This window comes from Labrenzia sp. CP4, assembly GCF_001579905.1.
Classification (GTDB): Bacteria; Pseudomonadota; Alphaproteobacteria; order Rhizobiales; family Stappiaceae; genus Roseibium; species Roseibium algicola.
Window position 1 is genome coordinate 4,090,678 of sequence record NZ_CP011927.1, and the last position, 25,587, is coordinate 4,116,264.

Annotated in this window: 20 protein-coding genes; 9 read left to right on the plus strand and 11 right to left on the minus strand. The window is 60.3% G+C overall.

Annotation, left to right across the window (positions count from 1 at the left end; all coding sequences use genetic code 11):
- Positions 1–79 precede the first annotated feature (79 nt).
- The 5 genes from ACP90_RS18805 to ACP90_RS18825 are packed head-to-tail and all read right to left on the minus strand — an operon-like array spanning position 80 to position 6,654.
- A complete protein-coding gene (locus ACP90_RS18805) occupies positions 80–1,630 on the minus strand; it encodes an indolepyruvate oxidoreductase subunit beta family protein (RefSeq protein WP_062489302.1) in 1,551 nt (516 codons plus the stop codon).
- On the minus strand, positions 1,630–3,780 hold the full coding sequence (locus ACP90_RS18810) for an indolepyruvate ferredoxin oxidoreductase subunit alpha (RefSeq protein ID WP_062489304.1): 2,151 nt from the start codon (positions 3,778–3,780) through the stop codon (positions 1,630–1,632). The genes ACP90_RS18805 and ACP90_RS18810 overlap by 1 nt, the downstream gene beginning before the upstream one ends.
- Positions 3,781–3,803: 23 nt before the next feature.
- Positions 3,804–4,298, minus strand: coding sequence for a MarR family transcriptional regulator (locus ACP90_RS18815; RefSeq protein WP_022997707.1), 495 nt, complete (start codon positions 4,296–4,298; stop codon positions 3,804–3,806).
- A complete protein-coding gene (locus ACP90_RS18820) occupies positions 4,295–5,851 on the minus strand; it encodes an NAD(P)/FAD-dependent oxidoreductase (protein ID WP_062489306.1) in 1,557 nt (518 codons plus the stop codon). The genes ACP90_RS18815 and ACP90_RS18820 overlap by 4 nt, the downstream gene beginning before the upstream one ends.
- A gap of 11 nt (positions 5,852–5,862) precedes the next feature.
- Positions 5,863–6,654, minus strand: coding sequence for a cyclase family protein (locus tag ACP90_RS18825; protein WP_062489308.1), 792 nt, complete (start codon positions 6,652–6,654; stop codon positions 5,863–5,865).
- Positions 6,655–6,774: 120 nt separating this feature from the next.
- Here ACP90_RS18825 and ACP90_RS18830 point away from each other — a divergent pair, with 120 nt between their 5' ends.
- The 9 genes from ACP90_RS18830 (at position 6,775) to ACP90_RS18870 (ending at position 16,472) form a co-directional block, all read left to right on the plus strand.
- A complete protein-coding gene (locus ACP90_RS18830) occupies positions 6,775–8,334 on the plus strand; it encodes an NAD(P)/FAD-dependent oxidoreductase (RefSeq protein ID WP_062491767.1) in 1,560 nt (519 codons plus the stop codon).
- 50 nt (positions 8,335–8,384) lie between these two features.
- Positions 8,385–9,914 carry an ABC transporter substrate-binding protein gene (locus tag ACP90_RS18835; protein ID WP_055659066.1) on the plus strand — a complete coding sequence of 510 codons (1,530 nt, stop codon included), beginning with the start codon at positions 8,385–8,387 and terminating at the stop codon, positions 9,912–9,914.
- A gap of 100 nt (positions 9,915–10,014) precedes the next feature.
- Entirely contained in the window at positions 10,015–11,025 is a 1,011-nt protein-coding gene (locus ACP90_RS18840) for an ABC transporter permease (RefSeq protein WP_022997712.1), read from the plus strand.
- Positions 11,018–11,869: an ABC transporter permease gene (locus ACP90_RS18845; RefSeq protein ID WP_062489309.1), complete on the plus strand. Its 852-nt coding sequence runs from the start codon at positions 11,018–11,020 to the stop codon at positions 11,867–11,869. The genes ACP90_RS18840 and ACP90_RS18845 overlap by 8 nt, the downstream gene beginning before the upstream one ends.
- The gene (locus ACP90_RS18850; RefSeq protein WP_022997714.1) at positions 11,866–12,744 is read left to right on the plus strand and encodes an ABC transporter ATP-binding protein; all 879 of its coding nucleotides are present in this window, start codon (positions 11,866–11,868) and stop codon (positions 12,742–12,744) included. The genes ACP90_RS18845 and ACP90_RS18850 overlap by 4 nt, the downstream gene beginning before the upstream one ends.
- Entirely contained in the window at positions 12,741–13,544 is an 804-nt protein-coding gene (locus tag ACP90_RS18855; RefSeq protein WP_055659058.1) for an ATP-binding cassette domain-containing protein, read from the plus strand. Before ACP90_RS18850 ends, ACP90_RS18855 begins: the two co-directional genes overlap by 4 nt.
- Before the next feature lie 267 nt (positions 13,545–13,811).
- Positions 13,812–14,366, plus strand: a complete 555-nt coding sequence (locus ACP90_RS18860; RefSeq protein ID WP_062489311.1) for a thioredoxin family protein — start codon at positions 13,812–13,814, stop codon at positions 14,364–14,366.
- Positions 14,363–15,025, plus strand: a complete 663-nt coding sequence (gph, locus tag ACP90_RS18865; RefSeq protein WP_055659551.1) for a phosphoglycolate phosphatase — start codon at positions 14,363–14,365, stop codon at positions 15,023–15,025. The genes ACP90_RS18860 and gph overlap by 4 nt, the downstream gene beginning before the upstream one ends.
- A gap of 79 nt (positions 15,026–15,104) precedes the next feature.
- Positions 15,105–16,472 carry a tetratricopeptide repeat protein gene (locus tag ACP90_RS18870; protein ID WP_158514196.1) on the plus strand — a complete coding sequence of 456 codons (1,368 nt, stop codon included), beginning with the start codon at positions 15,105–15,107 and terminating at the stop codon, positions 16,470–16,472.
- A 44-nt stretch (positions 16,473–16,516) separates the two neighbouring features.
- Here ACP90_RS18870 and ACP90_RS18875 read toward each other — a convergent pair whose 3' ends face one another.
- The 6 genes from ACP90_RS18875 to ACP90_RS18900 form a co-directional block, all read right to left on the minus strand.
- Positions 16,517–18,901, minus strand: coding sequence for a hypothetical protein (locus ACP90_RS18875; protein WP_145915797.1), 2,385 nt, complete (start codon positions 18,899–18,901; stop codon positions 16,517–16,519).
- Positions 18,902–19,161: 260 nt separating this feature from the next.
- Positions 19,162–19,989 carry a hypothetical protein gene (locus ACP90_RS18880; protein WP_022997721.1) on the minus strand — a complete coding sequence of 276 codons (828 nt, stop codon included), beginning with the start codon at positions 19,987–19,989 and terminating at the stop codon, positions 19,162–19,164.
- Positions 19,986–21,695 (minus strand): 4Fe-4S dicluster domain-containing protein, encoded by a 1,710-nt coding sequence (locus ACP90_RS18885; RefSeq protein ID WP_062489317.1) that lies wholly within the window; start codon positions 21,693–21,695, stop codon positions 19,986–19,988. Before ACP90_RS18885 ends, ACP90_RS18880 begins: the two co-directional genes overlap by 4 nt.
- A 12-nt stretch (positions 21,696–21,707) precedes the next feature.
- Complete coding sequence (locus ACP90_RS18890) at positions 21,708–22,727, minus strand: cytochrome c family protein (RefSeq protein WP_088665202.1); 1,020 nt, start codon at positions 22,725–22,727, stop codon at positions 21,708–21,710.
- 52 nt (positions 22,728–22,779) lie between these two features.
- Positions 22,780–24,054 carry a 2Fe-2S iron-sulfur cluster-binding protein gene (locus tag ACP90_RS18895; protein WP_062489320.1) on the minus strand — a complete coding sequence of 425 codons (1,275 nt, stop codon included), beginning with the start codon at positions 24,052–24,054 and terminating at the stop codon, positions 22,780–22,782.
- Between the two features lie 43 nt (positions 24,055–24,097).
- Positions 24,098–25,495 carry a hypothetical protein gene (locus ACP90_RS18900; RefSeq protein ID WP_145903751.1) on the minus strand — a complete coding sequence of 466 codons (1,398 nt, stop codon included), beginning with the start codon at positions 25,493–25,495 and terminating at the stop codon, positions 24,098–24,100.
- Positions 25,496–25,587: the final 92 nt, after the last annotated feature.

The following is a 25,587-nucleotide window of genomic DNA, read 5'->3' on the forward strand; positions in this document are numbered from 1 at the left end:
GCCCCCCGGGTCCCGCTATGCTCGCCAGGGGGATAATCGAGGGGTATGTCCCGTCATTGAGTTCCGGGACACCCTTCCCTCAAACGAAGCTCTCAACCGTCTTCAGCGCCCCGTCGAGATCCGTGCCCTTTTCATCCTTGAGGGCAGCTTCACGCAGGCGGGCAACCCATTCAGGACCATCGTTCCGGTTTTCCACCATTCTTGCCCCGGCCAGAACCTTGTCGAATTTCGACAGGCCGCGTGCATGGGTGTCGGAATAGCCCTTGATAAGCCTGCGGCAGCGCAGGGTTTCCACGGCCATGGCATAGCGGTCCGGCAGGTAACCGGAGACCATCTTCAGCCAGCTTTCCAGATGATCCTGCTCCATCCGGTGGCGCAAGGTCTTGCGGCGCCAGCCGCGCAAACCACCGAGGAAATAGAGCATTGCAAAGCCGCGCAGGCTATCGGTGCGGATGCGGCGGCCACGGTTGAACCAGCGGTCGATGCGGTTCATCCAGACCGGATCGTTCTCCATCTTCCGGCCCATCTTTTCCGGCAGCAAACCTACGATTTCTTCCGCACGCGGGTGAAGATAGTCGGTCAGGTGCATCAGCTTGCCGTCCTTCACCTGCATTTCCGTTTCAATCCGGTCGAAACGCTGCGACCGCGTTTTCAGGTCAGCAACCCGAATGACATCGTCATAGGCCATCGCATTGGCGATGTACTTGGCAGCCTCGCGGGAGAGCTCGTAATCCTTCTCCGCGCTATCCCGGCTGACGAGACTTTCCAGCCTGCCGAGATACTCCGCCCCATAGTCGGTATCCTGGAAATCGACGACTTTCTGCAGCCCCGCCCGTGCCATCTCGCGAACAGGCTCCGGCAGAGCCGCGACCTTTGCTTCCAGAGATGCCCAGGCCTTCTGCGCCATATCCGGCCCGGCCGGTCTGACAATTTCCTGCCTGGCCGGTTTTGCGGCTTCAACCTTCGGCTCTTCGCCATTTTTCGCCAGATCGTAACCTGTGGCGAAAGCCCTGAGGCTTGCCTCAACGCCCTTGCCGCCAGCGCGAATGGCCTCTTCAAAAGCCGCCCGTTCGAAGGGCAAAGCGCCGGAGCCAGCCAGTGCGCCAAAAAGCGAAGCGGAAATCACGGATCCGACTTTCAGGGCAGCCGTATCCATATCAGCCAGAACAAGCTTCTGTGCTGCCAGTTCTGCTGCCGCTCTTACCTCCTCCGAGGACGCCATGCCGTCGCCCGGCACGGTTTTTTCGGAGACAGCAAGCATGCGGTGGGTCGAAGCGATCAGCGTGGTGCGATCGGGGGTCACGAAACCGCGAATGATCGCACGCCCGGCCTCCATCATTTCCGCGGCAATGATAATGTCGACATCGCCAGCAGATGGCGCGAGCGAAAAGACGGGGGCCGCGACATCGCCCGGCGCCATCTCCATATAGTAGATGGTCGCACCAGTTCTCTGGGCGACACCGGCCACGCTCGTTGCCTGGCAATGATAGCCTTGTGACCTGGCCAGGCCCTCGATCCAGTTGGTCAGAACGCCACCGCCCTGGCCGCCAACGGCCAGGATGGCGAGTTTGATGATCCCTTCGAGCGCTGGATCTGCCGGTCTGGCTTCCAGTGGCAATGAAAGCGACATCACACGCCCTCCCCGGTAAAGGTCAGACGGGAGCCGGCCCGTCGTGTCTGCAGCCAGGAAATGATCCTTGTGCGAAGCCCCGCATACCAGGCTTCAAAGCCTGTCGGGTTGTGAACCACTTTCGCTTCATAGAAGGACGGACACAGTATGGCGGCGTCGGCGACTTCGCCGCAGTTGCCGCAGCCCACGCAGGACTGGTCGATATGTGCGACAGGATCATCCCGCAGCGGGTCATCCAGTTTCTTCAGCGAAAGCGACGGACACCCGGACAGACGGATGCAGGCGTGATCGCCAGTGCAGACGTCCTGATCGACGCCGAACCGCGGCACCTCGACCCGCTCGCCGCCTGCAATCGCCTTGTTGCGCTGGGGCTTTTCCCGGCGCTGGCGGTTGAGCATGCATTCGGAGGACGCGACGATCACCTTCGGACCATCATAGTCGGTGGTCAGTGCCTCGCGAATGGTTTCGCGCATCCGGGTGACATCATAGGTCCGGTCGATCTGCCGGATCCACTTGACCCCCGCTCCTTGCAACGCCTTGGTGATAGGGTTGTTTGTCGACTTGGTCTTGTTCTTCGCCCGGCTGGAGGGAATGTCCTGCCCCCCGGTTGCCGCCGAATAATAGTTGTCGACGATGATCGCGACGCTGTCGGACTTGTTGAACACCATGTTGCCGATGGAAGTGCTGAGGCCGTTATGCCAGAAGCCGCCATCGCCGATGATCGAAATTGCTCGCCTCTCGCCGCCGCCGTCAAAGGCCGCGTTGGAGGCCGGCCCGAGGCCGTAGCCCATGGTGGAGCCGCCAATTTCGAAGGGCGGCAGGCAGGCAAACAAATGGCAGCCGATATCACCGGTGATCTGATGCTGGCCGACTTCCTGCTCCACCATCTTCAACGAGGCAAAGATCGGACGTTCCGGACACCCGGTACAAAAGCCCGGCGGACGGATCGGCACGGTCTTGGAAAGATCCGGCAGTTCCGGCTTGGGCGCGTTTGGTGCCAGCACCTTGCCCGGCAGAAGCTCGGGCGCGTACTGGCGAACGAAGGTATCCAGACCGTCGAGCATGATCTGGCCGGTGTATTCACCCGCACGCGGGAAAATACCCTTGCCTTCCAGCTTCGTCGTCCGGCCTTCCTTGTAGAGCATCGCCCCGAGCTGCTGCTCGATAAACTCCGGCTGGCCTTCCTCGACCATCAGCACGGCTTCCTTGCCGGCGCAGAATTCAAGCAGTTCGGATTTCACCAGAGGATAGGTGACGTTGAGCACATGAAGCGGGATGGATGTGTTCCCGCTGATATCGGCAAGTCCTAAGCGTTGCAGCGCCCGGATGACACTGTTGTAGATGCCGCCGAGACAGACGATCCCTACCTTGCCCTCTTCCGGGCCGAAATGCTCGTTCAAACGATTTTCCAGAATGAACTTTTCAGCAGCAGGCCAGCGGTTGTCGATCTTGTCATGCTCATGCGCATAGGACATCGGCGGCAGGACAACGCGCTTGAAATCGCGCATCGGACTGGAGAGCGCGTCGCGCACGGACAGCGGCGGCGGAACGTTGTCCCGGGTTTCGAACCGGCCAGTGACATGGCAGGAGCGGATGCGCACCATCAGCATGACCGGCGAATTGCTGGCTTCCGACAGGGCAAAGCCGTCGCCAACGGATTTGACGATGGATGCCAGGTTCGGGCGCGGGTCGAGCAGCCAGAACTGGGATTTCATGGCAAAGGCGTAGGAACGCTCCTGCATGATGGAGCTGCCTTCGCCGTAATCCTCGCCGACGATGACAAGCGCACCGCCGTTGACGCCGGACGAGGCCAGGTTGGCGAGTGCATCGGATGCGACATTGACGCCGACAGAGCCCTTGAAGGTGACGGCACCACGAATGGGATAATGCACGGAGGCAGCCAGCATGGCGGCGGCAGCAGCTTCCGAGGCATTGGCCTCGAAACGGATGCCGAGTTCGCCGAGAAGATCCTCCGCATCGGCCAGCACATCCATCAGATGGGAGATCGGCGCCCCCTGATAGCCGCCGACATAGCCGACACCGTTTTCCAGGAGTGCCTTGGTGATGGCCAGAATACCCTCACCCGTGAAGGTGTCTCCTGTTCCCTTGCGAAGATGCTCTACCTCAGCCTTGAACGACCTTTCGGCCATCGGCCCCTCCTTACGCGATCAACTCATATCGGGTGCTTGCGCACGTTCTTCAAAATTGCCTGCAGCGTGGCGACGAAGGCCCGCTGGTCCGCGTCGCTGATGCCCTTGAACATCTGCCGGTATGCACCAGCCAGATGCGGCCAGAGCTGCTCATGCGTGTCGCGCCCCTTGGGCGTCAGATGAATGCGGACGGCACGGCTGTCGTCCTTGTCGGCAACGCGCCGGACAAGCCCGTCCCGTTCCAGTGCGTCCAACGCCCGGCTGAGCGTCGACACTTCGACGACCGCATAAATGGCAAGTTCGCGGATCAGCAGGCCGTCGATCACGGACAAGACGGCAAGCGTACGCATCTTCGGCGTCGTCAGGCCCAGATTGGCCATTTCGTCACGCAGCGCCGCGTTGTAGCGGCCCATGATACGGTTCATCAGATAGGGCGGGAAATTCTCCAGCCCAATTTCGCCAAGCCGCTGCACACGTGCTTCTTCCGTGATGACGTCCGTCCGATCCTCGTTGCTCATGCACCCATCCATTTCGCCAGATTGTAGCCGGACCCGCCACCGAGCCCCGGCCCCGGATGGGTCGAAGCGCCGATCATGTGCAGGTTCCGGATTTGGGTGGCGCTATTAACGGAATGAGCAAAGGGGCGCCAGATGAAAAACTGATCGATGCTGCAGGCCCCGCCATAGGGATCTCCACCGACCAGATTGATATTGATGTCGTTCAGATCCGCTGGCGAATAAGCCCGCCGTGCAAGCTTGATCTGATCGAAGTTGCGGATATGCCGCTTAAGGATTTCTTCAAGCCGGTCGGCAAAGGCCTCCCGGGTTGCTTCGGTCCATTCCGGAGCGGTCTCTATCTTGCGCGCGGCGTCGCCCTTGATCCTGCGCGGAGCGTCAGGGATCTGAAGCCACAGGACCCCCTTCCCTTCCGGCGCCCGTGACGGATCCAGACGATGCGGCTGGCCAACACATATCGTGGGAACTTCAGGCAGAAGGCCCCGCTCGGCCTCGTTGGCGGACTTGGAAACACTGTCGATGCCGTCCGCAAGATGGATCAGCGCAACATCCTCAAGCCCTTCGACGATCCAGTCCGGGTCACCGTCCAGCGCATAGTGAAGCTGGAAATTGCCGCGGCCGTAGCGGTATTTCTGCGTAGCTTCCGGGAGTGCTTCCTGTTTCAAAAGCCGCTGATAGAGCTGCGTTGGCGTGACGGAGGCAATCACCGACCGCGCCTTGATGGTTTCACCGCTTGCCGTTTCGACGCCGACCGCCTTGCCGTCCTTCACCAGGACACGTTCGACATCGACACCGGTGCGGATCTTGCCACCCTTGGCCTCAATCAATTTTCGGAACGCCTCCGGCACGGAGCCGGAGCCGCCCTTGGCCACCGGTGCGCCAGCAGCTTCCAGCGCAAAAGCAATCACCCGACCCATCTGACCCGAATAGGTACTTTCCGGCGTCAAGCCTGTGTGCAGGACCCAGGGCGCCCAAAGTGCCTGCAGGGTTTCGCTCCGATAGCTCCCTTCCAGCCAGCCACGAGCCGGCTGCAGGCAGGCACCGAGCCACGCCTTCAATCCGCCAAGGCCACGTTTCCAGGCTTGGGCGAGCATCAGGCGCGCCATCTTGCCGGACCAGAGCGGGCTGCCCAGCAAGGCAAACAGAAACTCCGCATCGGCTTCGATACCGCCGACGTCGGCCGCATGCTGCTTGCCGTCGCCTGCCGCGAGGGCTTCGAATGCGGCAATGTTGGCCGCGCGGTCCATCGTCAGCTTCAGCGCCTCCCCTCCCGGCCGTAAAACGGCGGTCGGATGCGGCGTGTGGCAGAATTCAAGACCATGTCGGCCAAGATCTTCCGCCAACTCCGCATAGGCAGGTGAGGTTATGAAAAGAACGAAGGTGGCCGCCATCACATCGTGCCGGAATCCGGGCAGCGTGATGTCCTCTGTCCGCATACAGCCGCCAAGGACGTCTGAGCGTTCCAGAAGCAGAACCGGCTCCCCTCTGCGCGACAGCATTGCTGCCGCGACGAGGGCATTTATACCGGAGCCGACGATTACGTGCGGAGCGGCCATTTCGAGACGCCTCAGGCTTTCGGAACCAGAGCCAGTGCCCGGATGGGGCTACCAGTGCCGCGTTCGATTTTCAGCGGAGCGGCAATCAGGATCGCCCCTTTCGCCGGCAGCTTGTCGAGATTGGCAAGCGATGCGAGACCGAAGCAATTGTCCCTGTGCAACAGGTTATGCGCCGGGAACGGCGGCTCCATGCCACCGGCCTGACCGGCATCAGTGCCGATGCACTGGCTGCCCCAGCCTACGATCTTCTTCGACAGCAGATATTCAATGGCATCCGGTGTCGGTCCGGGGCTGTGCGGACCCGCCTCGTCGGCATTGAGGAACGCGGCTTCATCGCCGGCGCGTTTGTCCCAGTCGGTGCGCATCACGACCCACTCACCTGCACCGATCTCGCCGTGCTCGGCTTCCCAGGCCTTGATCAAATCCGCTGTCAGCAGAAAATCAGGATCAGCAGCGCTTTCCTTGGAACAGTCGACCACATTGACCGGCGCAATCAGACGCTGCACATCCAGCGTGTCCGTAAATCCGTCGCTGTAGTCCTTCCCGGTAATCCAGTGATGTGGCGCATCGAAATGCGTTCCGGAGTGCTCCCCCAGAACCATCCAGTTCCAGGCGAAGAAAGGACCGTCGGCGTCATATTCACTGATCTTGTGGATCTCGACCTTCGGCGTATTCTTTGCAAAATCAGGCGGAAGTTGCAGGATCGGCGTATTCGGACCCAGAACGCCCGTGCAATCCACCACTTCCACTTCTCCGGACAGGAGTTTAGCTCCAAGCCCGCTGAGCGCGCTCTCTGCAGACATAATCGTTCCCTCTGTACCTCTGTGGCCTGTCGGCTCGTTATCACAATTCAATGCTAGACAGATTTATTTGTATTTGCAATTATCTTCTGCGAACGACGGAGGGGATTGATCGTGACCGAGGTGTTGGACGGCGTCATTATCGGCAGCGGGCATAACAGCCTTGCCTGCGCTGTTCATCTTGCAGCTCAAGGCTGGAAAGTCGGTGTTTTCGAGCGCGCGGGGGAACCTGGCGGGGCGGTCAAATCGGGCGAGTACACGCTACCCGGCTACCGCCACGACTGGGCGGCCATGAACCTTTCCCTGTTTGCAGGTTCCGCCTTCTTCAAGCAATACTCCGAGGAACTGGGCAGCCACGGGCTGGCTTTCGCGCCAGCATCCAATTGTTTCTCTTCCGTTTTTCCGGACGGCACCTGGCTTGGCGTCAGCAATGACCTGGAAACGACGGCTTCGCGAATCGAAAAGATCTGCCCGGAAGACGCACGTGTCTGGCGGGCGCTGACGTCGGAATTCTCGGGACGCGCAGAGACCTTGTTCGCGCTTCTGGGCAGTCCGGCAAAAAAACGTGCATTTGCATATATATTGTTCAAGGAGTGGCGAAAAAGCGGTTCGGACGGCGTGCTGGACCTTGCCCGCTTTCTGCTATCCTCGCCGCGCGACTGGCTGAACACAACCTTCACATCGCCGAAGGTGCGTGCCCTTCTTGCTGCCTGGGGGATGCATCTGGATTTTGCACCCGACATTTCAGGCGGCGCGCTGTTCCCCTACCTGGAAGGCATGGTCAATCAGGCTTTCGGCATGGTCCTGGGTCAGGGCGGCGCGGATACGATCGTCAAGGCCATGGTCTCGCAGATCGAAGCTTCGGGCGGATCGGTGACCTGCAATGCAGAAGTCACGCGCGTGATTGTCGAGAATGGACAGGCACGAGGCATCGAGCTCAAGGACGGTCGGCAGATCATGGCCCGCAAGGCGGTGATTGCCAACGTCGCTCCATCCGCCTTGCTGAAACTTGCGGGCGAAACCGGCAACGCGCGGTATGACCTGGGCCTGAAGAAATCAGCACATGCGCCGGGCACGATGATGATTCATCTTGCCATGGACGCCCTGCCCCACTGGACCGCAGGCGAAGAGCTTAAAAAATTCGCCTATGTGCATATGGCTCCGGACCTCGATCAGATGGCACGAACCTATGCACAGGCCCAGGCCGGCCTTCTGCCGGAAGAACCGGTGATTGTCTGCGGTCAGCCAACCGTCGTCGACCCGAGCCGGGCACCGGAGGGCAAGCATGTTCTCTGGCTTCAGGTCCGCATGGCACCCGGCACCATCAAGGGTGATGCCGCCGGCAAGATCACGGCCACCGACTGGACCGAAGCGGCGGAGCCGTTTGCCGAACGCGCACTCGATATTCTGGAACGTTATGCCCCCGGCACGAGGGCCAAGATCCTCGGCCGCCATATCGTATCGCCCGCCCTGCTGGAGGCGGACAATCCCAACCTGGTCGGAGGAGACCAGGTCTGCGGAAGCCATCATCTGACCCAGCATTTCATGTTCAGGCCCGTACGCGGCTTTGCCGACGGAACGACGCCGGTTGGAAACCTTTACCACACCGGCGCGGCCGTCTGGCCCGGTGCGGGAACCGGCGCAGGGCCCGGATATCTGCTTGCACAAAAACTTGCCGGATAGCGACAAAAACAAACGCACCGGCACCAGAGGTAAAATGGGGAACAGTAACCATGAGAGTTTCAAGACGCACACTGCTTAAAAGTGCGGCCGCCAGCGGATTGCTGACAGCCGTCGGAACACCGGTAGCATTCGCCAGCGACATCGAAGAACTGGTGATTGCCTATAACGTCAACCTGCCGAGCTGGGATCCGACTGTCGGCCCGTCCGCGGTCAACCCGACCATCCAGGGCATCTACCAGTCCGTGTTCGACATGTTCATTCATCAGAACACGGACCTCAGCTTTGCACCGGGCATCATCACCGCCTGGGGCTGGAACGACGACAAGTCGAAGATCTGGATGGATGTGCGCGAAGGCGTCACGTGGCACAACGGTGATCCGCTGACACCGGAAGACATCGTCTGGTCTCTGGAACGCGCCGGCAATCCCGATACGGGCAATCCGATCCAGTTCATCTGGGGCAAGGTTGGCAACTTCCAGATCGACGGCAACAAGATCACCGCCGACGTCAAGGAATACGAGCCCACCATCTTCAAGTGGATGAGCTTCCTGACCGGCTATGTGATGCCGAAGAAATACTATGAGGAAGTCGGCGCCGATGGCTTCGAGGCCAAGCCGATCGGCACCGGGCCTTACATGGTCGACAAGTTCGAGCGCAACGCCTTCGTCCGGCTGAAAGCCAACGAGAACTACTGGGGCGGCGCACCGGAATTCAAGACGGTCACGATCAAGTTCGTCACCGATGCGTCCAGCCGAACCTTCGAAGTGATGTCGGGCAATGCGCATGTCACGCTGGAAATGCCTTACGAGGAATTCGACCGGCTGAAGGAAAACGACGGCATCGTCGGCACCGCAGCCCCGATCTCCGACATCGGCATGATTTTCATCAACGATGTCGATCCGATGCTGGACGAAAACGTGCGCAAGGCGATGGCCTATTCCATCGACAAGAAAACCATTATCGAGCGTCTCCTGTCGGGATACGGCGTGCCCATCGACACGCTGCAGACACCCGACTATTCCGCTTATGATGCCTCGATCACCGTTCCCTACGACCCGGATAAGGCAAAGGAACTGCTGGCGGCATCCGGCTTCGGTCCGGACAATCCGGTCAAGTTCAAGATCCAGACCACCCGCGGCTTCAAGCCGAAGGACTACGAGATCATTCAGGCCATTGTCGGCTTGTGGCGCAAGATCGGCATCGAGGCGGAAATCGAAGTCTACGAAATCGCCAAGCATTACGAATTGCGCGCGGCCGATACGCTGGCCCCGGCAGCCTTCTACAACTGGGGCAATGCCATTGGCGACCCGACCACCTCGACCGGGTTTGCCATGTTCGGCCCCTCGCCTCACTCCGTCTGGGATGGCGAAGAGCTGATGCAGAAGATCCTGCCGCTTTGGGGCGAGGCTGACGAGGACAAGCGCATCGAAGGCTGGAAGGAAGTCGATCGCCACATTGCAGAAAATGCCCTGGTCATTCCGCTCCTGCAGTATGTCCAGCCGATCCTGCACAGCGACAAGGTCAAGGTCACGCCGCACGCTTCCGGCGCGCTGCTGCCTGCGTTGATGACGCGTTCCTAAAAATCCGGAATTTTCGAACCCGCCTTCGCCGCAACACCCTCTAAAGCTTGCTCCCGGGGTGTTGCGGCGACTTTTTCCGATTTTTGGGCCAAATACCGTCATGCAAATCGTGCGCGCGCTGCTGACGCGCCTCATCACAACGCTTATCACCCTGCTTGGGGCCGCGATCATCGTGTTCGTGGTCATCCGGGTCGTCCCTGGCAACCCCATCGCCATGATGCTGCCACCCGGGGCGACAGATGCCGACATCGACCGGCTGAAAGCGCTTTACGGGCTCGACAAGAGCATCTTCGAACAGTTCGTGATCTGGATCTCCAACGTGATCCAGGGTGATTTCGGCACGTCCATCACCCTGCGCCAACCGGTCTACGACCTGGTGATAGGCCGTTTGCCGGCCACGCTGGAACTCTCGGTCATGGCCTTGCTGATCGCCGTCATCATCGGAGGTGCTGCCGCTCTCACTGCAACGCTCTACCGCGGTTCCAAGGTGGAAGGCGGGATCGACGTTGCCGGCGGCATCGCGCTGTCCCTGCCGGATTTCCTTTGGGGCCTGGCGCTGATCCTGCTGTTCGGCGTGCTGTGGCCGCTGTTTCACATTTCCGGCCGGATTTCACCCTCGCTCGGGTTCGAGTTCAGCTCCAATTTCTATCTCTTCGAAGCGCTCGCCCGGTTCCGGTTCGATGTGGTTCTGGATCTCATGGGGCACATGCTCATGCCGGCGCTTGCGCTGGCGATCCCGTTGGCAGCCATTATCCTGCAGCTCCTCAAGCAATCCCTGAAGGAATGCATGCACGACGACTACATCACCCTGGCCCGAACAAAGGGCTATTCGGAAAGCTCGATCATCCTGCGCGATGCCCTGCCGAACGCGATCCTTCCCACGCTGACGCTTATCGGCGTCCAGTTCACATTTCTCATAGGCGGCACGGTCATCATCGAACGCCTGTTTTCCTACGAAGGTCTCGGCAACATGGCGATTGACGCGGTGATCAACCGCGACCTGCCATTGATCCAGGGCATTGTCCTGATTTTCGCCCTGCTCTTCACGATGGTCAATCTGGTGGTGGACATGGCCTATGCCGCCCTGAACCCGAGGCTGCGCCATGCGTGACGCTCGAGGACATATCCGTCGCCTGCCTGGCATCAGGCTCTGGCTCAGTGGCGGCTGGCTCACCTTCCTGGTGCTGGCAGCCGTCTTCGCTCCCCTGATCAGCCCACATGACCCGCTGGCACAGGATCTTTTCGCCGGACGTCTGCCGCCCTTCTTCGAACAAGGCGCCGACCCGGCCTATTTGCTGGGAACCGACAGCCTCGGCCGCGACGTGCTCAGCCGCATGCTCTATGGCGCAAGACTTGCGCTGATCGTTGCGCTGGTCGCCGGAACGCTTACCTGCCTTATCGGGGCAACGCTTGGCCTGATCGCAGGGTACTACCGGGGCTGGGCGGATCTGGTGATCTCGCGCTTCATCGACATCTGGATGGCCTTCCCTCCGGTTCTCTTTGCAATCCTGCTGATTGCGGTTCTGGGAACCGGACTGATGTCCGTCATCATTGCCATTGTCGTCATCGACTGGACCCGCTTTGCGCGCGTCGTCCGGGCTGAAGCGATGAGCCAGGGAGCGATGGACTATGTGGCGTCGGCACAGGTTGCCGGCCGCACCCGTTTCGGCACCGCCCTGACCGAGATCCTGCCGAACGTCCTACCGACCATCGTCGCCCTCTTGACGCTGGAAATGGGTATCGCGGTGATCGTCGAGGCGATCCTTTCCTTCGTGAACCTGTCCATTTCCACGGACCAGCCGACATGGGGCGGCATGATTGCCGAAGGCCGTACCTCCATCTATCAGGCCTGGTGGGTTCTCGTGTTTCCCTTGTTCGCGCTTTTCCTGACGGTGCTGAGCTTTTCCCAGCTCGGCGAAGGCCTGAAGGACCATTTCGATCCGGTGCTGCGATGAGCTTTTTGTCCATTCAGGACCTGACGGTCCAGCTGAAGAACGGCATGCCGCTGCTCCGGCATGTCTCGCTTGATGTGGAACCTGGTGAGGTGCGTGCACTTGTCGGGGAAAGTGGCGCGGGCAAGAGCATGATCGGCAAGGCTGTTCTCGGCATTCTGCCGAAGGCCGCAAGGTTGACCGGGGGCAAGATCCTGCTCGACGGGGAAGACCTGCAGACGCTCTCCCAAAAGGCGAGACGCCAGCGGATTGGCGCCCGCGCGGCCCTGATACCACAGGACCCGCTCACAGCGCTCAATCCATCCCGCCGTGTCGGGCCGCAGATAACGGACAGGCTGGTGGATATTCTCGGCTGGAAACGCCCGGATGCCGAGAAACGGGCGTTGGAGCTGTTGGAAGAGGTCCACATCCAGTCACCGGAACGGGTGATGAAGGCCTATCCGCACGAACTGTCCGGCGGCATGCGCCAGCGTATCCTGATTGCGTCCGCCTTTGCCGCCGAACCGAAGCTGATCATCGCCGACGAGCCGACGACAGCGCTCGACGTGACCGTTCAAAAGCAGATCCTCAAGCTGATCCGCGAAATGCAGCAGCGCCACGGCACCGCTCTGCTGTTCGTCACCCACGATCTTGGTGTCGTCTCGAAGATAGCCCAGTCACTGACAGTGCTCTATGCGGGCAAGGTGATTGAAGAAACCTCCGTCGAGAATTTCTTTGCCGCGCCTTCGCACGCCTATTCGAAAGCCCTTCTTGCGGCAACGCCGAAATATACAGACCCGCAAGGCTCACTGACACCTGTACCGGAAGGCGTGACGAAAGCGGTGGAAGCTGAAGTGGCTGCCTTCGACGCACAATTGAAGGCAGGAGCCCGGCCATGAGCGATATCATCTACGAGCTGAAAGACCTGCACGTCTCCTTTCCGGACATGTCCCGCAAACCGCTTCTTGGCGCGGCACCGCGGATCGACGTTCTGAAAGGGCTATCCTTCGATATTCCCAAGGGCGAAGTCCTCGGTATCGTCGGAGGGTCCGGATCAGGCAAATCCACGCTCGGCAGGGCACTGATCCGCCTGATCGAACCGGACAGTGGCGCGATCCGGTTTGAAGGCACCGACATCACCCATCTTCATGAGGACAGCCTGCGGCCCTTGCGCCGGCGCTTCCAGATGATCTTTCAGGACCCGATGTCTTCACTCAATCCTCGCCGGCGTGTCGGCGGTATCATTGCCGGGCCACTGCGCCTTCAGGGCCTCGACAACATCAAGGGCCGGGTCGACGAAGCACTCGACATGGTTGGCCTGCCCCGGCATTTCGCGACTCGCTATCCACACGAGTTGTCCGGCGGTCAACGCCAGCGCGTCGGGATTGCAAGGGCAATCGCCCTGAAACCCGACTTCATCCTGGCCGACGAGATCGTATCCGGGCTCGATGTGTCCTCCCAGGCCCAGGTGCTCAACCTGCTTGAGAGCCTTGTCAAGGACCTCGGTCTCACCCTGGCCTTCATCAGTCATGATCTCTCGGTGATCCGGCGGCTGTGTACCCGCATCCTGGTGCTCTACAAGGGCGAGATTGTCGAAAACTCCGAAACGGCCGAACTCTTCGCCAATCCGAAAGCGGACTACACACGCACTCTGCTCGACGCAATTCCGCTGCCTGATCCGAAACAGGCCTGGCTCTGAAACAACAGCCCGGCACCGGTCCGGATTGCCGGGCCGATGCCACAAGTCCGGTCGGCCCGTGGAATGCGTCTTCGTTTGCCTGGGGTCGAGCCCGTGCACTTTACCAGTCGTTGATTATTTCATTCAGCGCTTGCCATCTTGCCGGATGCTGGCGCTCCGGCCATGCGCTGTTGGCGATTTTCCTCCGTCCGGTCACTTCATTTCTTCCATGGGGTGACCTACTCTATCCTTTTGACAAAGCGCATCATTCCAAGGGGAGACGACACGATGGCCGCCATTCCGCCTGTTTGCGATTTTGGCTGGAAAGCACCCGATTTCGAATTGCCCGCGACCGACGGCAAGACCTACAAGCTGTCAGACATTGCCGGCCCCAAGGGCACGCTGATCATGTTCATCTGCAACCATTGTCCTTATGTGGTTGCCGTCCGTGACAGGATCCTGCGCGATGCCCGTGACCTGCAGGCGATTGGCATCGGCGTTGCCGCGATCAGCGCCAATGATGCCGAGAGCTATCCTGAAGACAGTTTCGAGAAAATGACCGAGCTGGCGACCAGGGAGAACTTCCCCTTCCCCTATCTCTATGACGCGGACCAGTCTGTCGCCCGCGCCTATGATGCAGCCTGCACACCGGATTTCTTCGGCTTCAATTCAGCGCTGGAACTTCAGTACCGTGGGCGACTTGATGCCTCCCGCAGGGAGACGGGTCCTGCAGACCTTCGGCGTGATCTGTTCGAAGCGATGCGACAGGTTGCAGAAACGGGCAAGGGACCGGAAGATCAGATCCCGTCCATGGGATGCTCCATCAAATGGAAGGCTGCATGAATCCGATTCTGATTTTCGACCTAGATGGCACGCTGATCGACAGCGCCCAGGATCTTCATGCAGCGGCATGCCGCCTTCTGGAAGGCGAAGGCCTGTCGGCGCTACCGCTTGAAACCATCCGCTCCTTCATCGGCAACGGTATTCCGACGCTGGTTGACCGTATCATCGATGCCACCGGCCTGCAGACGCGAGATCGCACACGTCTCATTTCGAGCTTCCTGGAGGATTACCAGGCGCATGCGACCGATCTGACGGCCCCCTACCCTGACGTCGAAGCCACGCTCAACCACTTGCTGCAGTCCGGACACACGTTGGCGATCTGCACAAACAAACCGCAGCGGCCCGCCGAGAAGATTATCGAGGACCTGGGTTTGTCGCGTTATTTCCAGGGCCTCGTCGGCGGGGACAGCCTGACGGAGCGCAAACCGGACCCGGCCGGGCTGCATTACCTGCAATCGTCCCTCGGCGGCGGTCCGGTCGTTTATGTCGGCGACAGCGAGGTCGATGCGGAAACGGCTGTCAATGCGGGCATGCCCTTTGCACTGTTCACCGAAGGCTACCGCAAACGTCCCATTTCCGAGATTCCACATGCTGTGTCCTTTTCGAGCTTCAAGGACCTTCCGGCACTTGCGCAGAACCTGTTGTCAGCCCCTGCCTGAACCACGTTTTCGGCAGGTTTGCAGCCTTCAGTGCAGACATTGAGCTGGCCTGCCGGGGAAGCTATGATTGCCGCCGCACATGACGTGCGCCTTTCACCCGATTGACGGACCTGCGTTGACCAAGGCACTTCGACAGTTTCTCCTCCTTGCGATTGCCGGCACGGCATGCCTTTCCGGTTTCGGGTCTTCCTACGCGGCGGAGCCTGCGGAAACGGTCATTATGGCACCTGTTCTTGCCGCCTGGGCGGCAGCCGAGACAGTGCGCAAGGAACATGGACCGTTTTACACGGTCCGGGACGAGGCTGCCTTCCTGCAGCAGATGTGCAGCACCATCGAGGCGGCGGCGAATAAACAGGGCCTGCCACCGGGTTTCTTCGCCAAGTTGATCTGGAAGGAAAGCCGTTTCGACCCCAATGCGATCAGCCCGGCCGGTGCGGAAGGCATTGCCCAGTTCATGCCTTACACCGCCGCCAACTGGGGCCTTGAAAACTCATTCGAGCCAGTGGAAGCCATTGAAGCTTCTTCCCGCTTGCTGGGATATCTTTTTAAAGGTTACGGCAACCTTGGGCTGGCGGCCGCAGCCTATAATGCCGGGGAAGACCGTGTCGATAACTGGCGCCGTGGGCGCGGGCGCCTTCCCGATGAAACCCGCAATTACGTTTATTCAATCACCGGGTACAAGGCATCGGACTGGAAACAGGGCAAAGGGCCGGACGTCGACTTTACCCTGGACCAGACGCAGGATTTTCAGACGGCTTGTCAGGACTTCCGCCTGATCGAGGCGCCATTGCAACGCCGACTTGCCAATACCTACTACAACCGGGGACTGGCACTGGCGAAGTCGAAAGATTATTCAGCCGCGCTGCTTCGCTACACTGTTGCCATCCGGCTTCGCCCCGAGTTTCCGGAAGCCTACAACAACAGAGGGCTGGTCTACCGCATGATGGGTGATTATGGCGCAGCCATAGCCAATTATGATGTCGCTCTGAAGATGCGGCCCGGATATGCCGCAGCCTACAACAACCGTGGATACGCCAAGCGCAAGCTTGACCAATACCGGGAAGCGATAGCCGACTACGACAAAGCCCTGGCGATCAATACCAATTACGCCGCTGCGCGTTTCAACCGTGGTTTCGCCCAGGCTCAACTTGAAAATTATACCGCGGCGATTGCCGATTACGACGTGGTCCTGAAGCTTGTCGCCAACCACCCCCTTGCCCTTTACAATCGCGGCAAAGCTCATCTTGCCGCCGGTCATCTGAACAAGGCGGAAGACGACTTCAACTCTGCGATCGCCCACAGCGACGGATTTGCCAAGGCCTATTACAGCCGTGCGAACCTGAGGCTGCGACTGGGCCAACGTGACCAGGCCAAAGAAGACTACCTGAAGTCCGTCTCACTCGACGCCGGCCTGGGGCGCGGCAAATACGCCATCGCTTTCGACTGACACCTGCGACTTGACGATTGCCTGCGGAGCACTCTTGCGAACTGCTATTCCTTAGGCACCTCGGTTCTGACCAGCGGCAGGCTGAACCCACCCGTGTGATACTGGTGGCAAAGCGTGCATTCTTCTCCAGCCGCACGTTCCGTGTGGCAGGTCGCGCAAGTGGCCTTGTCGATAGGGGTGAAGTTCGGTGCGTGGATGGCAGGGTCACCTTGCTCGTAGCTCTTCAGATAGGTGTCCGCCCCCGTGGTGAGCGCGTGGCACGTCACGCATCCTTCCGTTCCGACTGCGCTGATGTGCGGGTCGTGAGAAAAGCGCGTGAGACGTGTCGTCACCTGTGCGGGATCGAAGGGGTGCCAGCGCACGGCCTTTTCAACGCCAGCCGTGTCGACGCTGTGGCACTTGGTACAGCGTCCCACCGCGCCCGGGTCACTGAGCGAGGCAAATACGGGATCCCGCAGGGCCTTTTCCTGATCCGTTACCGCATGGCTCGAATAATCGAGCCATGTTTTCAGGAAGGGGTCTTCATGTCCCGTCGGACGATACCGGATCGTATGGTCCTGCCGGTACCAGCCGCCGTAAAGAGCCCAGTTTTCCGGATCAAACGGCTGCTCCCGGATTTGCGCAGAGGGGGCGTCAGTTGCAGTCGATGTGTCGACAGGTTCGGCCGCGTCGCTCAACAGGCCCGTTCCGCCTTCGTCTGCCGCAAGGATGTCCTCACCGGCAAGAATATCGTCACCGGCAAGTATTTCCTCTCCGCCCGCAGGCTGGCCGAGAAGAGCGTCCCCATCGGAACTGCTCGAAGCGTCGTCCTCCGCCAGGATGTCCAAGCCGTCCGACTCGTCGGCGCCTGCGTCATCCGCTATGGCAAGACCGTCTTCAACCAACGAGCCTTCGTCTGCAAGAATGTCATCGTCGGTATCTGTCTTGCCTGCCAATGCGTCATCGGCTCCTGCAGGCGCCAGCAACAGGTCCTCGGAAGCCAGCTCTGCGCCATCATCCGTTCCGCCGCCAAGGATGAGGCTATCGGTACCATGGCCTTCGCTGGCGGCTTCGTCTGTCCCGGCAAGAATATCGCTGTCGTCCACCCCGGAAAGGGTGTCCGGCGCGGCCTCTTCGGCTTGTACTGCTTCGTTCTCTTCAACCTCCTGCCGGGCTTCCTCGAACGCGCGGGTTGGCGTTCCGTCGGCGTGGCGGGCAAGGTCCTGGGCGAGATCCGGCAACCATTCCCGGTTGGCGGCGGCGATCACGTCGTGTGGCATCACACCGACCATCAGCGCCATTTGCCTGTGGTCCGTCATGGTTTCGCTGTCCGCCGCCCCGGCGCCCATGGCGGCAGGAAGGCCATCACGCTCGATATTCGCGAGCAACTGCTTCACCGCCCAGGCCAGCGTTTGGACCCTTGCCAAAGCGTCCTCATCAGCCTCCCGCAGATCCAGAAGATCCAGGTCCGACACTTCTCCCGCGATATCCCGGCCGTCCAGCACCAGCGCCAGAAGCGCCCGCATGAAGGGCGTAATTCTTGCATCGGACCTTTCCGGCCAGGACCCGACGTCGATCCCCCGTTCCGCAAGCGTTTCGACGTCCAGGCCCGGAACGGAGAGGAAATTCGTGCCCTTCGGTCCGCTCACGATGGTCTGACCGAGAATGTCGCCACTGTGACAGGTCGCGCACATGCCTTCGAAATCTCGAACTGCCATGTAGCGGCCGTCGTTCCCCGCCTCATGGCAGGTCTCGCACATGGCCGGAACCTTGCCGGCACCATCGGGCTTCTCGGCGGTATCCGGGAAGTGCTTTCCGAAATGCGACTTGTGGTCAAAGATGATGCTGGTGCGCTGGTAAAAGGGATAGCCTGCGAATTGCGGATGACTGTCCTCGAAACGCCCGAACTTCTCGACATGGCAGGTCTGGCACCTGTCATTGGAAACTTCGGTCAGTTTGCCCAGGCTTCCCTGGTGCTCCTGGTGACAGGTGGCACAATAGATGTTCTGCGACCCGGTATCTGCGCTACCTTGCGTCTGCCCTGCCATCGGCAATGAGAACTTGATCCGGTTTGTCCAGCTCTGATCACGCCCGGTGCCGACTTCCGCCGTGCGGGCAAGTGTCATCTGCCGGAGCTGTTCAACCGGCGTTGTATGTGCCGTGAACGGCTGCGAACCAACGTCGTGACAGGTGGTGCAGAGCGCTGCTGTCTGTTTCGGTCCTGCAGCTGTCGCGGCAAGGCCATGAAGCCAGCCAAGGCCTTGCGGACGTGCGTCGGCGTGGCACGACTGGCAATCTGTCAGGTTGGCGTGCTGGGCTGCAAGCCGGCCCGGCATCAGATAGTTCTTTGCCACCCCGCCGGAGAGAATGATCGCCACGAGCCCGGCAGTCAGCGCCGTGAGCCAGACTGCTGCCCGCCGCCTGCGCTTGCGCAGGCTCGGCTTCGGCACGCAGGGTTCCTGGTTCAGACAGCAGCTTCCGTCCGGCAGCGGACCATCTTCGCAAGGTCCGCCTTCCTGGCTCGAGCGCCGGCAAATCCAGCGGTCACCGTCCTGTACAGGCTGGCAGGCAGGCCCCGCCCTGCAGTTTCCTTTCCGGTCCGGTCCCAGACGACACGGACACCCTTCGGCAAGATGTCCGCAGACCCAGTCGTCCTGCGGCCGTTCATAACGGCGTTCCTGAACACCAATTCTGCGTAACAGGCTCATGGTCAGGCAATTCCGCTCGAAAAGGCATAGGCAACAACGACATGCGCCAGGATTGCCAGGATCAGGGCATAAGTTGGCGGTACATGCACAAACAGCCAGAGTTTCAGCAATCCGCCGTTGGCATACTGGAAATCAAGGTCGTTCTTAGCGCGCACCAGCTGGCGCATCCGTTCCAGACGCTCCTTGCCCTTGCCGTCCAGATACCGCTCGATCGATTGCAACTCGCCCATGATCCGCGAAATCGGCAGGCTCGACTGGCGCAGATGCGCGAACACATACCGCGGCCGCGCAAAGAACCGGCCGAGCTCCCGCTGGTAGACATTGGCAAGGCTGACGGAACTGCCGTCTTCCAACGAGGCCAGCGCCAGAGTTTCCGCCTCGTCCGCGATTTGCGCGCGCAACACGGGAATGCGCTCGAACAGGACCCGGTCACCTCTGCCCTCCAGGCGCACTGGAACGATCCGGGCCAGAAAACCGCCGACACAGCCACTTGCCGAAACCAACACGAACAGGATCCACAAGAGCCATTCCAGCGGCGCATTCGGAAACCGCAGATGCGTATGCACCAGAAAGACGCCGATGGTCAGGAACCCGAGGTAATAATGCACCTGCAACCAGTGGCGCACGCGCCCGAGCGGCAACGTGCTCAACTGCTTGCGAAACGTCAGCAGCAGCATGCCGGCCATGACCGCCACCAGAACCCAACCGTTGAGGAACTGGCTGTCGCGCAACGAGATCCGGTAAGCCTGGTTTACGGTCATGAAAACCGCGAGCAAAACAGCGGCCGCACCAAGCTTCAACAAGATGTTGCGATTGAGGAGCCAGCTCATTTCAGCCACTCCAGCAGTCTTTCGGTGTCGCGCATATTGACGCGCGCAAGCGCGTCATGCGGACAGGACTGGACACAGGCTGGGCCCGTCAGCTGATCGGCGCACAGATCGCATTTGGTTGCCCGGCTGATGGGCTGCCCTTCGCGATCCGTCACGAACTGTCCGTTCTCGTCACGGATCTCGACCATCCGGATATTGCTGTACGGACAGGAATTGGCGCAGGTCGCACAGCCGATGCAGGTGTTGTCGTCAATGACGACAGTCCCGCTGTCCTCGGCCCTGTGAATGGCGCCGGTTGGGCAGCCGATCAGGCAAACCGGATCGGTGCAATGCATGCAGGCGCTCGCGATCATCGCGTTCTCGAACCGGCTCCCCTGCCGAACGAAGCGGGGGTTGTTGTCGTGGGCGGTCGCGCAGGCGCGCACGCAATCGTCACAGCCGACACAGCGCTCCAGATTGATCAGCATGGCTTCCTCACCGTTGATGAAACGGTGATCGACGAGGAAGTCCATCATGCCCTGGCGTAGTTCCCCGCGCGTGCCGTCACGATCATCCGGCCTGCCTTGCCGCAGGAAGGAAGGATCGAGCCCCGGCAATACATGTTTCTGGACCAGATGCGTCGGAATGCGGATGACGTCGACATAGCCGATGGCGCGCAGGCTCGTATCCAGAACCGGAGAAACCTTGTCCCGCGCAAACGCCGCAATCGCATCCAGTCCGAAAACGTCGTTTTTCGACAGATGGCCAATGGTCCTGTCGCCGTGATCGATCCGTTCGCTGACCCGGGCAAAGCCACTGTTGATCAGCAACAAACCGTCGACGTGACTGCCCTGTTCACAAATCACCGGCTCCTGCTGGATGATGTGCTGCGCACCATCTTCCTTGGAAATTTCAGTCTTGAACCGGTGAGTCCAGTTGAAATTGCCATAGGTTTCGAACAGGGCCTCTTCTGCGATTTCCGCCAGCGCTGTGCTGTCGACATGGGCAAAGACCGGGCATTCCTGCAAACGGGTCAGCAAACCGCGTTCATGGTAAAGCTGGTCGATCTGCTTGCGGAAGCCATCCGACCAGTCTCGAATTTCACGCAGCCCCTGCCAGCGCAGCTCGAACAGGACTGTGTCGTCCTCAAGGGCATAGATGGTCGCGCGCCTCGGGCTTCGGGTCAGGGCGGCCAGCTCGCCGAACATCTGCGGGGCTTCCAGCAGGAAAGTCTCATACTTCGCAATCAGCTCGTCCGCGTCGACACGCAGGGCAGCTTCCACCGTATTTGCTCGTGTGCCTTCACTGATTGAAGCGGCCGCGGACGAAGGTCTGCGAGACCGCCGCCGCGCAGGGCGGTACTCTGGCGGACGCTTGCGCGCGAACAGTTGCGCAAGCGACCTGCGCCAGGATTTCTGTTGCTTGCGGCCCGAGCCGGCAGTCGGCGCAGACGCAGTCAGGCCGAACACGGATCCGGACAGAATGATGAACAGCGAACTTCCATAGTCACCCTTGCGCAGGACAGTTTCGCCCTTCTGAAAAGTCCTGATCCGGCCATCATTCGCAATGACGCTTGCAACCGGCAGCCACGAGGGAAAGTCGGCCGGATTGACGTCGGCAAACGCCGGCAAGGCCAGGACACGGTCCACCGTCTCCCGGTCCAACGGTTCCTTGCCGAATGGCTCGTCCCAGCGCCGGTTTCGCTCGTCGCGAAGCTCCTGATCCAACAGTCCGGCTCCCTACTGCGTCACGGGTCCCTTGAACTTGTCGGCTCCCGGAATGTACTTGTCGACCGCGGCGAACGTCGTCCCGTCGTAGGTGTCGGCAAACTTGAGGCCGAGCACGGAGATCTTTGCCGCGGCATCGGTCAGCTCATCCTGGTTGTTCAGCTTGAGCTTGGCACCACTTGCGATTTCCTGGATCTCACCCAATTCGGGCGCCTCGGGCAACAGCTTGGCAAGACTTGCCATGACCTTCGTGGCATTGCTTGCCCGTTTGGCCATCTTCACGGCGTAGTCCTTCTTCTCGGTCGCCTTGCTGACGCCGATCAGTGCCGTTTCCAGTTCGACGATACGCCCGACGAGGAACAGCATCCGCTTGCGTTCGATGGACGCCTCCGGGTTGGACTTTCCCTTGTTGTACCAGGTGTTGTGACGCACCTCGCCCTGGCTCCAGCTAACCAGTTCAAATGCACTGCCGGGCGTGTGACCGCCGACATTCACCAGTTCCTCGTTCGGCACCAGGTGACAGCTGAAACAGTTTTTCGCCAGTGCGTAGGTCATCTTGGGGCGGATCATGCCGGCTGCCTCTGCCTTTTCCCAGCGTGCGGCAATTTCCGCCTCGGTTTCCTGACCTTCCTTCTTGCCGCTGAAATCCGAATGCACCTTGTACCATTCCTTGGCAGGACCATGGCAGGACTCGCAGGAATTGCCGGCAATCGCCTTTTCCTTGCCGTCCACCGTCTGCATGGTGAAGTGACAGTTGGTGCAGAGGCTTTCCGCCTTAAGTCGTTTCACGCCCATGTTGGCGGCGATCTTTTCGGCATCCTCGCTCTTGGGCAGATCCCTGAAGGTGCTGAAGTGATGCGTGTTCTGCCAGATCGAGGTTTCCTTCTTGTGGCATTCCGCACATTCGTTCGGTCCGACAATCATGCTCGGGTCGGCCTGAGCCGGGGCAATTCCGGCCAGCACGAGATATCCGACAGCGCACACGGCAAGGCAGGACGCCGCCTGGCGCAAGCCCTTCAGTAATCCAGCCATATCCAATCCCTCAATCCTTTGATCCAAAAATGATGGACACCCTCTCGCGTCGTCAGGCGTCCAGAATGACATTGCCTCCCGGGCAAGCGATACACATGAGCACCGACCCTTGCGCCGGGCTGCTGGCGGGCCGCGTGACATAGGTCACGTCGCCTTCCTTGAGCGCTGTCGCGCAGGTTCCGCAGTTGCCCGCCCGGCAGCCGGAAGCGACCCGGATGCCGTTGCGTTCGGCCAGATCCAGCAGCGTTCCGTCCTGCTCGTGCCAGGAAACCTTCTTGCCGGAGCGCGAAAATTCCACCTGCACGCTTTCAGCCGCCTCCCGTGAACTTGTCGGCGACTTGACGGTTTTGACGGACGCAGGCCCGAATGCCTCGAAGTGGATATCGCTGTCCGGTACGCCCCAATCCCGCAGCTGCTCCGTCAACGAAGACATCATCTGCGGAGGGCCGCAAACATAGAACTCGTAGTTGGAAGACGTCAGATACCGCTTCAGCACATCAACTGTCAGGAAGCCCGGGCAATCGTAATCCCGTCCCTCAACGCAAGCATCGGTCGGTGCGCTGTAGAGCACGCGGTAATGGACGTTGTTCCGCCGCTCGGCGATCTCCCGGATTTCGTCGCACAGCACAATGTCATCGCCGCTACGCGCGGCGTGGAAGAAATGCACTTCGCGGTGGCTGCCGGCATCGTCAAGCGCTTTCAGCATGGACAGCACCGGCGTCAGGCCGACACCACCACCAATCAGGACAACCGGCCGTTCCGATTGCAGGTCCAATACGAAACCGCCCCTGGGCGCTTGCACATCGACGACATCGCCTTCCTTGAGGCTGGCATGAAAATAGGTCGAGGATAGCCCGCCGGGTATGGTTTCACCGGTATCCGGCGGCGGTGACAGTCTCTTGATCGTGACCCGGTACCGGTCCAGACGGGAGGGACTGTCGGACAGGGAATAGCACCGGATAACAGGTGCGGGCTGATCTGAAATCGGCAGTTCGAACGTCAGGAACTGGCCCGGTAGAAACGGTGGAAGCTCGCCTCCGTCATGCGGCTGAAGATAGAACGAGCAGATATCGCCGCATTTGTTTTCGACACGCTTTTCGACAATCCTGAACTTGCGTTTGCCGGACCAGGTCGTTCCGGACTTGAGCCTGTCGACTTCCGCATTGCGCAGGGCAGCCTGTGCCAGATCGTTGAAATGCTGCAGGTGCCTGGCATCCAGGCGTCTTTCGCGAAAGACGGCCGCCACAGATGAATAAACCCCGAGGCAGAGCTGAAACAGGGCGAGCGCAACAATCGTACCACCGCCGATTTGCAGTGCCAGGATCATGGGCAGGCCGCCTTTCCGACCAGAAATGAGCCGATGTTTCTCATCAGAACCTCGTTCTCAGTTCCATTCGCAGTCCCGTTCCCGCCTTCCGGTCCTGTCCGGCGGAAACAAACCCGTCGACCTGAATGCTGCTCCTGTTGTTGAGGGCATGCAAGAGTTGGCCGCCGAATGCGACCACACCGGCGTCGCTGCCGTCGGTATCCTTGCGACCACCGAGTTCCATAACAAGCTGTGTCTTGTCCTCGTTGAAGAACATCTGGTGGCCGATAGATCCACCGAAGACGCTGTCTGCCCGGTTGGAAAGTGCAGACCCGCCCAGACCAACAGCCGGAGCGGCAAACAGGATGCCAACCTGACCCAGAGGACCACCCGTGAGGCTGTCGCGGGCAGCGGAGGTGTAGTTGCCGATAGCCCAGAAGGCATTGGCATAGACGACGTTTTCGGACGCCGTCACGGTACGCGAAACTTCCGAAAACATCAGCACGCCGTTGTCGACAGCCGGGCCTCGCTTTTCGATCGCGGTCGAGGTGTTGATCCGGAACGCCGTATTGTAAAGCCCGAACCGCTGTACGGCGGACGCCCCGAAATAGAAGCCGTCTCCTCCCTCGTCCTCATCGCTGATGACATAGGCAAGATCCAGATTGGCCGTGCTCTTACGGAAATCGGCCTCGGTGAACAGGCCGAGAAGGAAGGCACTGTCGTCGAGTTCATTGTCGCCGCGGCGGATATTGTTCCAGCCGAAAACGCCGGTTGCCCTCAGATCCGGCGTCAGGCCGGGAATGACGATCGTGTCGCGCGTGATGCCGAGCGCGTCGACACTGTCGTTGATCATCATGCCTTCCTGAAAGAACAGGGGCTGACGGCCGATGGAAAATCCGAAGTCGAAATTGCGGTTGTCGTCCGGATCGAGGTTCGGGAAAATCTCACCGAACTCACCTTCGAAGAAAAGTGTCGTCACATAGGGATTGAGCCCGTTGACATATTCAACGCCGCCTTCATCCGTATAGAGAATGCCCGTGTTCCGGCGTTTTTCCGTCAAGGGCGAAAACCCGATGAGGATCCGCTCGGTAGGTGTCAGTTTCAGATTGGCAAAGATGTCGATACGGCTCGCCCAGAACTGGCGCGGATCTTCAACGCCGTTGGCATAGTGGCCAATTGCGGTGCGCGCGTCGCCGAACACCCAAAGCGCCGGTTGCCAGATTGCCCCGGTCGGCAATTCGATACCGGGCGCAAGATTTCCGCTGGCCAGGAATTTCTCGCCGCGCTGGAAGATCGGTGGCGTCGGTTCGGGCTCCTCATCTTCCGCTATGATCGGAACTGCATCGGTGCTCAATTCGCTTGAATGGTGGTCACCGGCAATCAGGGGGGCAGGCCCGCTGTTTTCTTCCTGATGCTTGCGGACTTCCGCTTCCGTGACCATGGGAATGGGGTCGTCGCTCAAGGCACTGCCCGCTGCCCATACCTGCCCGCCGGCCTGCAGAAGAAGCGCAGCCGAAGCCACCGTCGTGATTGCCCACGCACTGAACCGCCGTC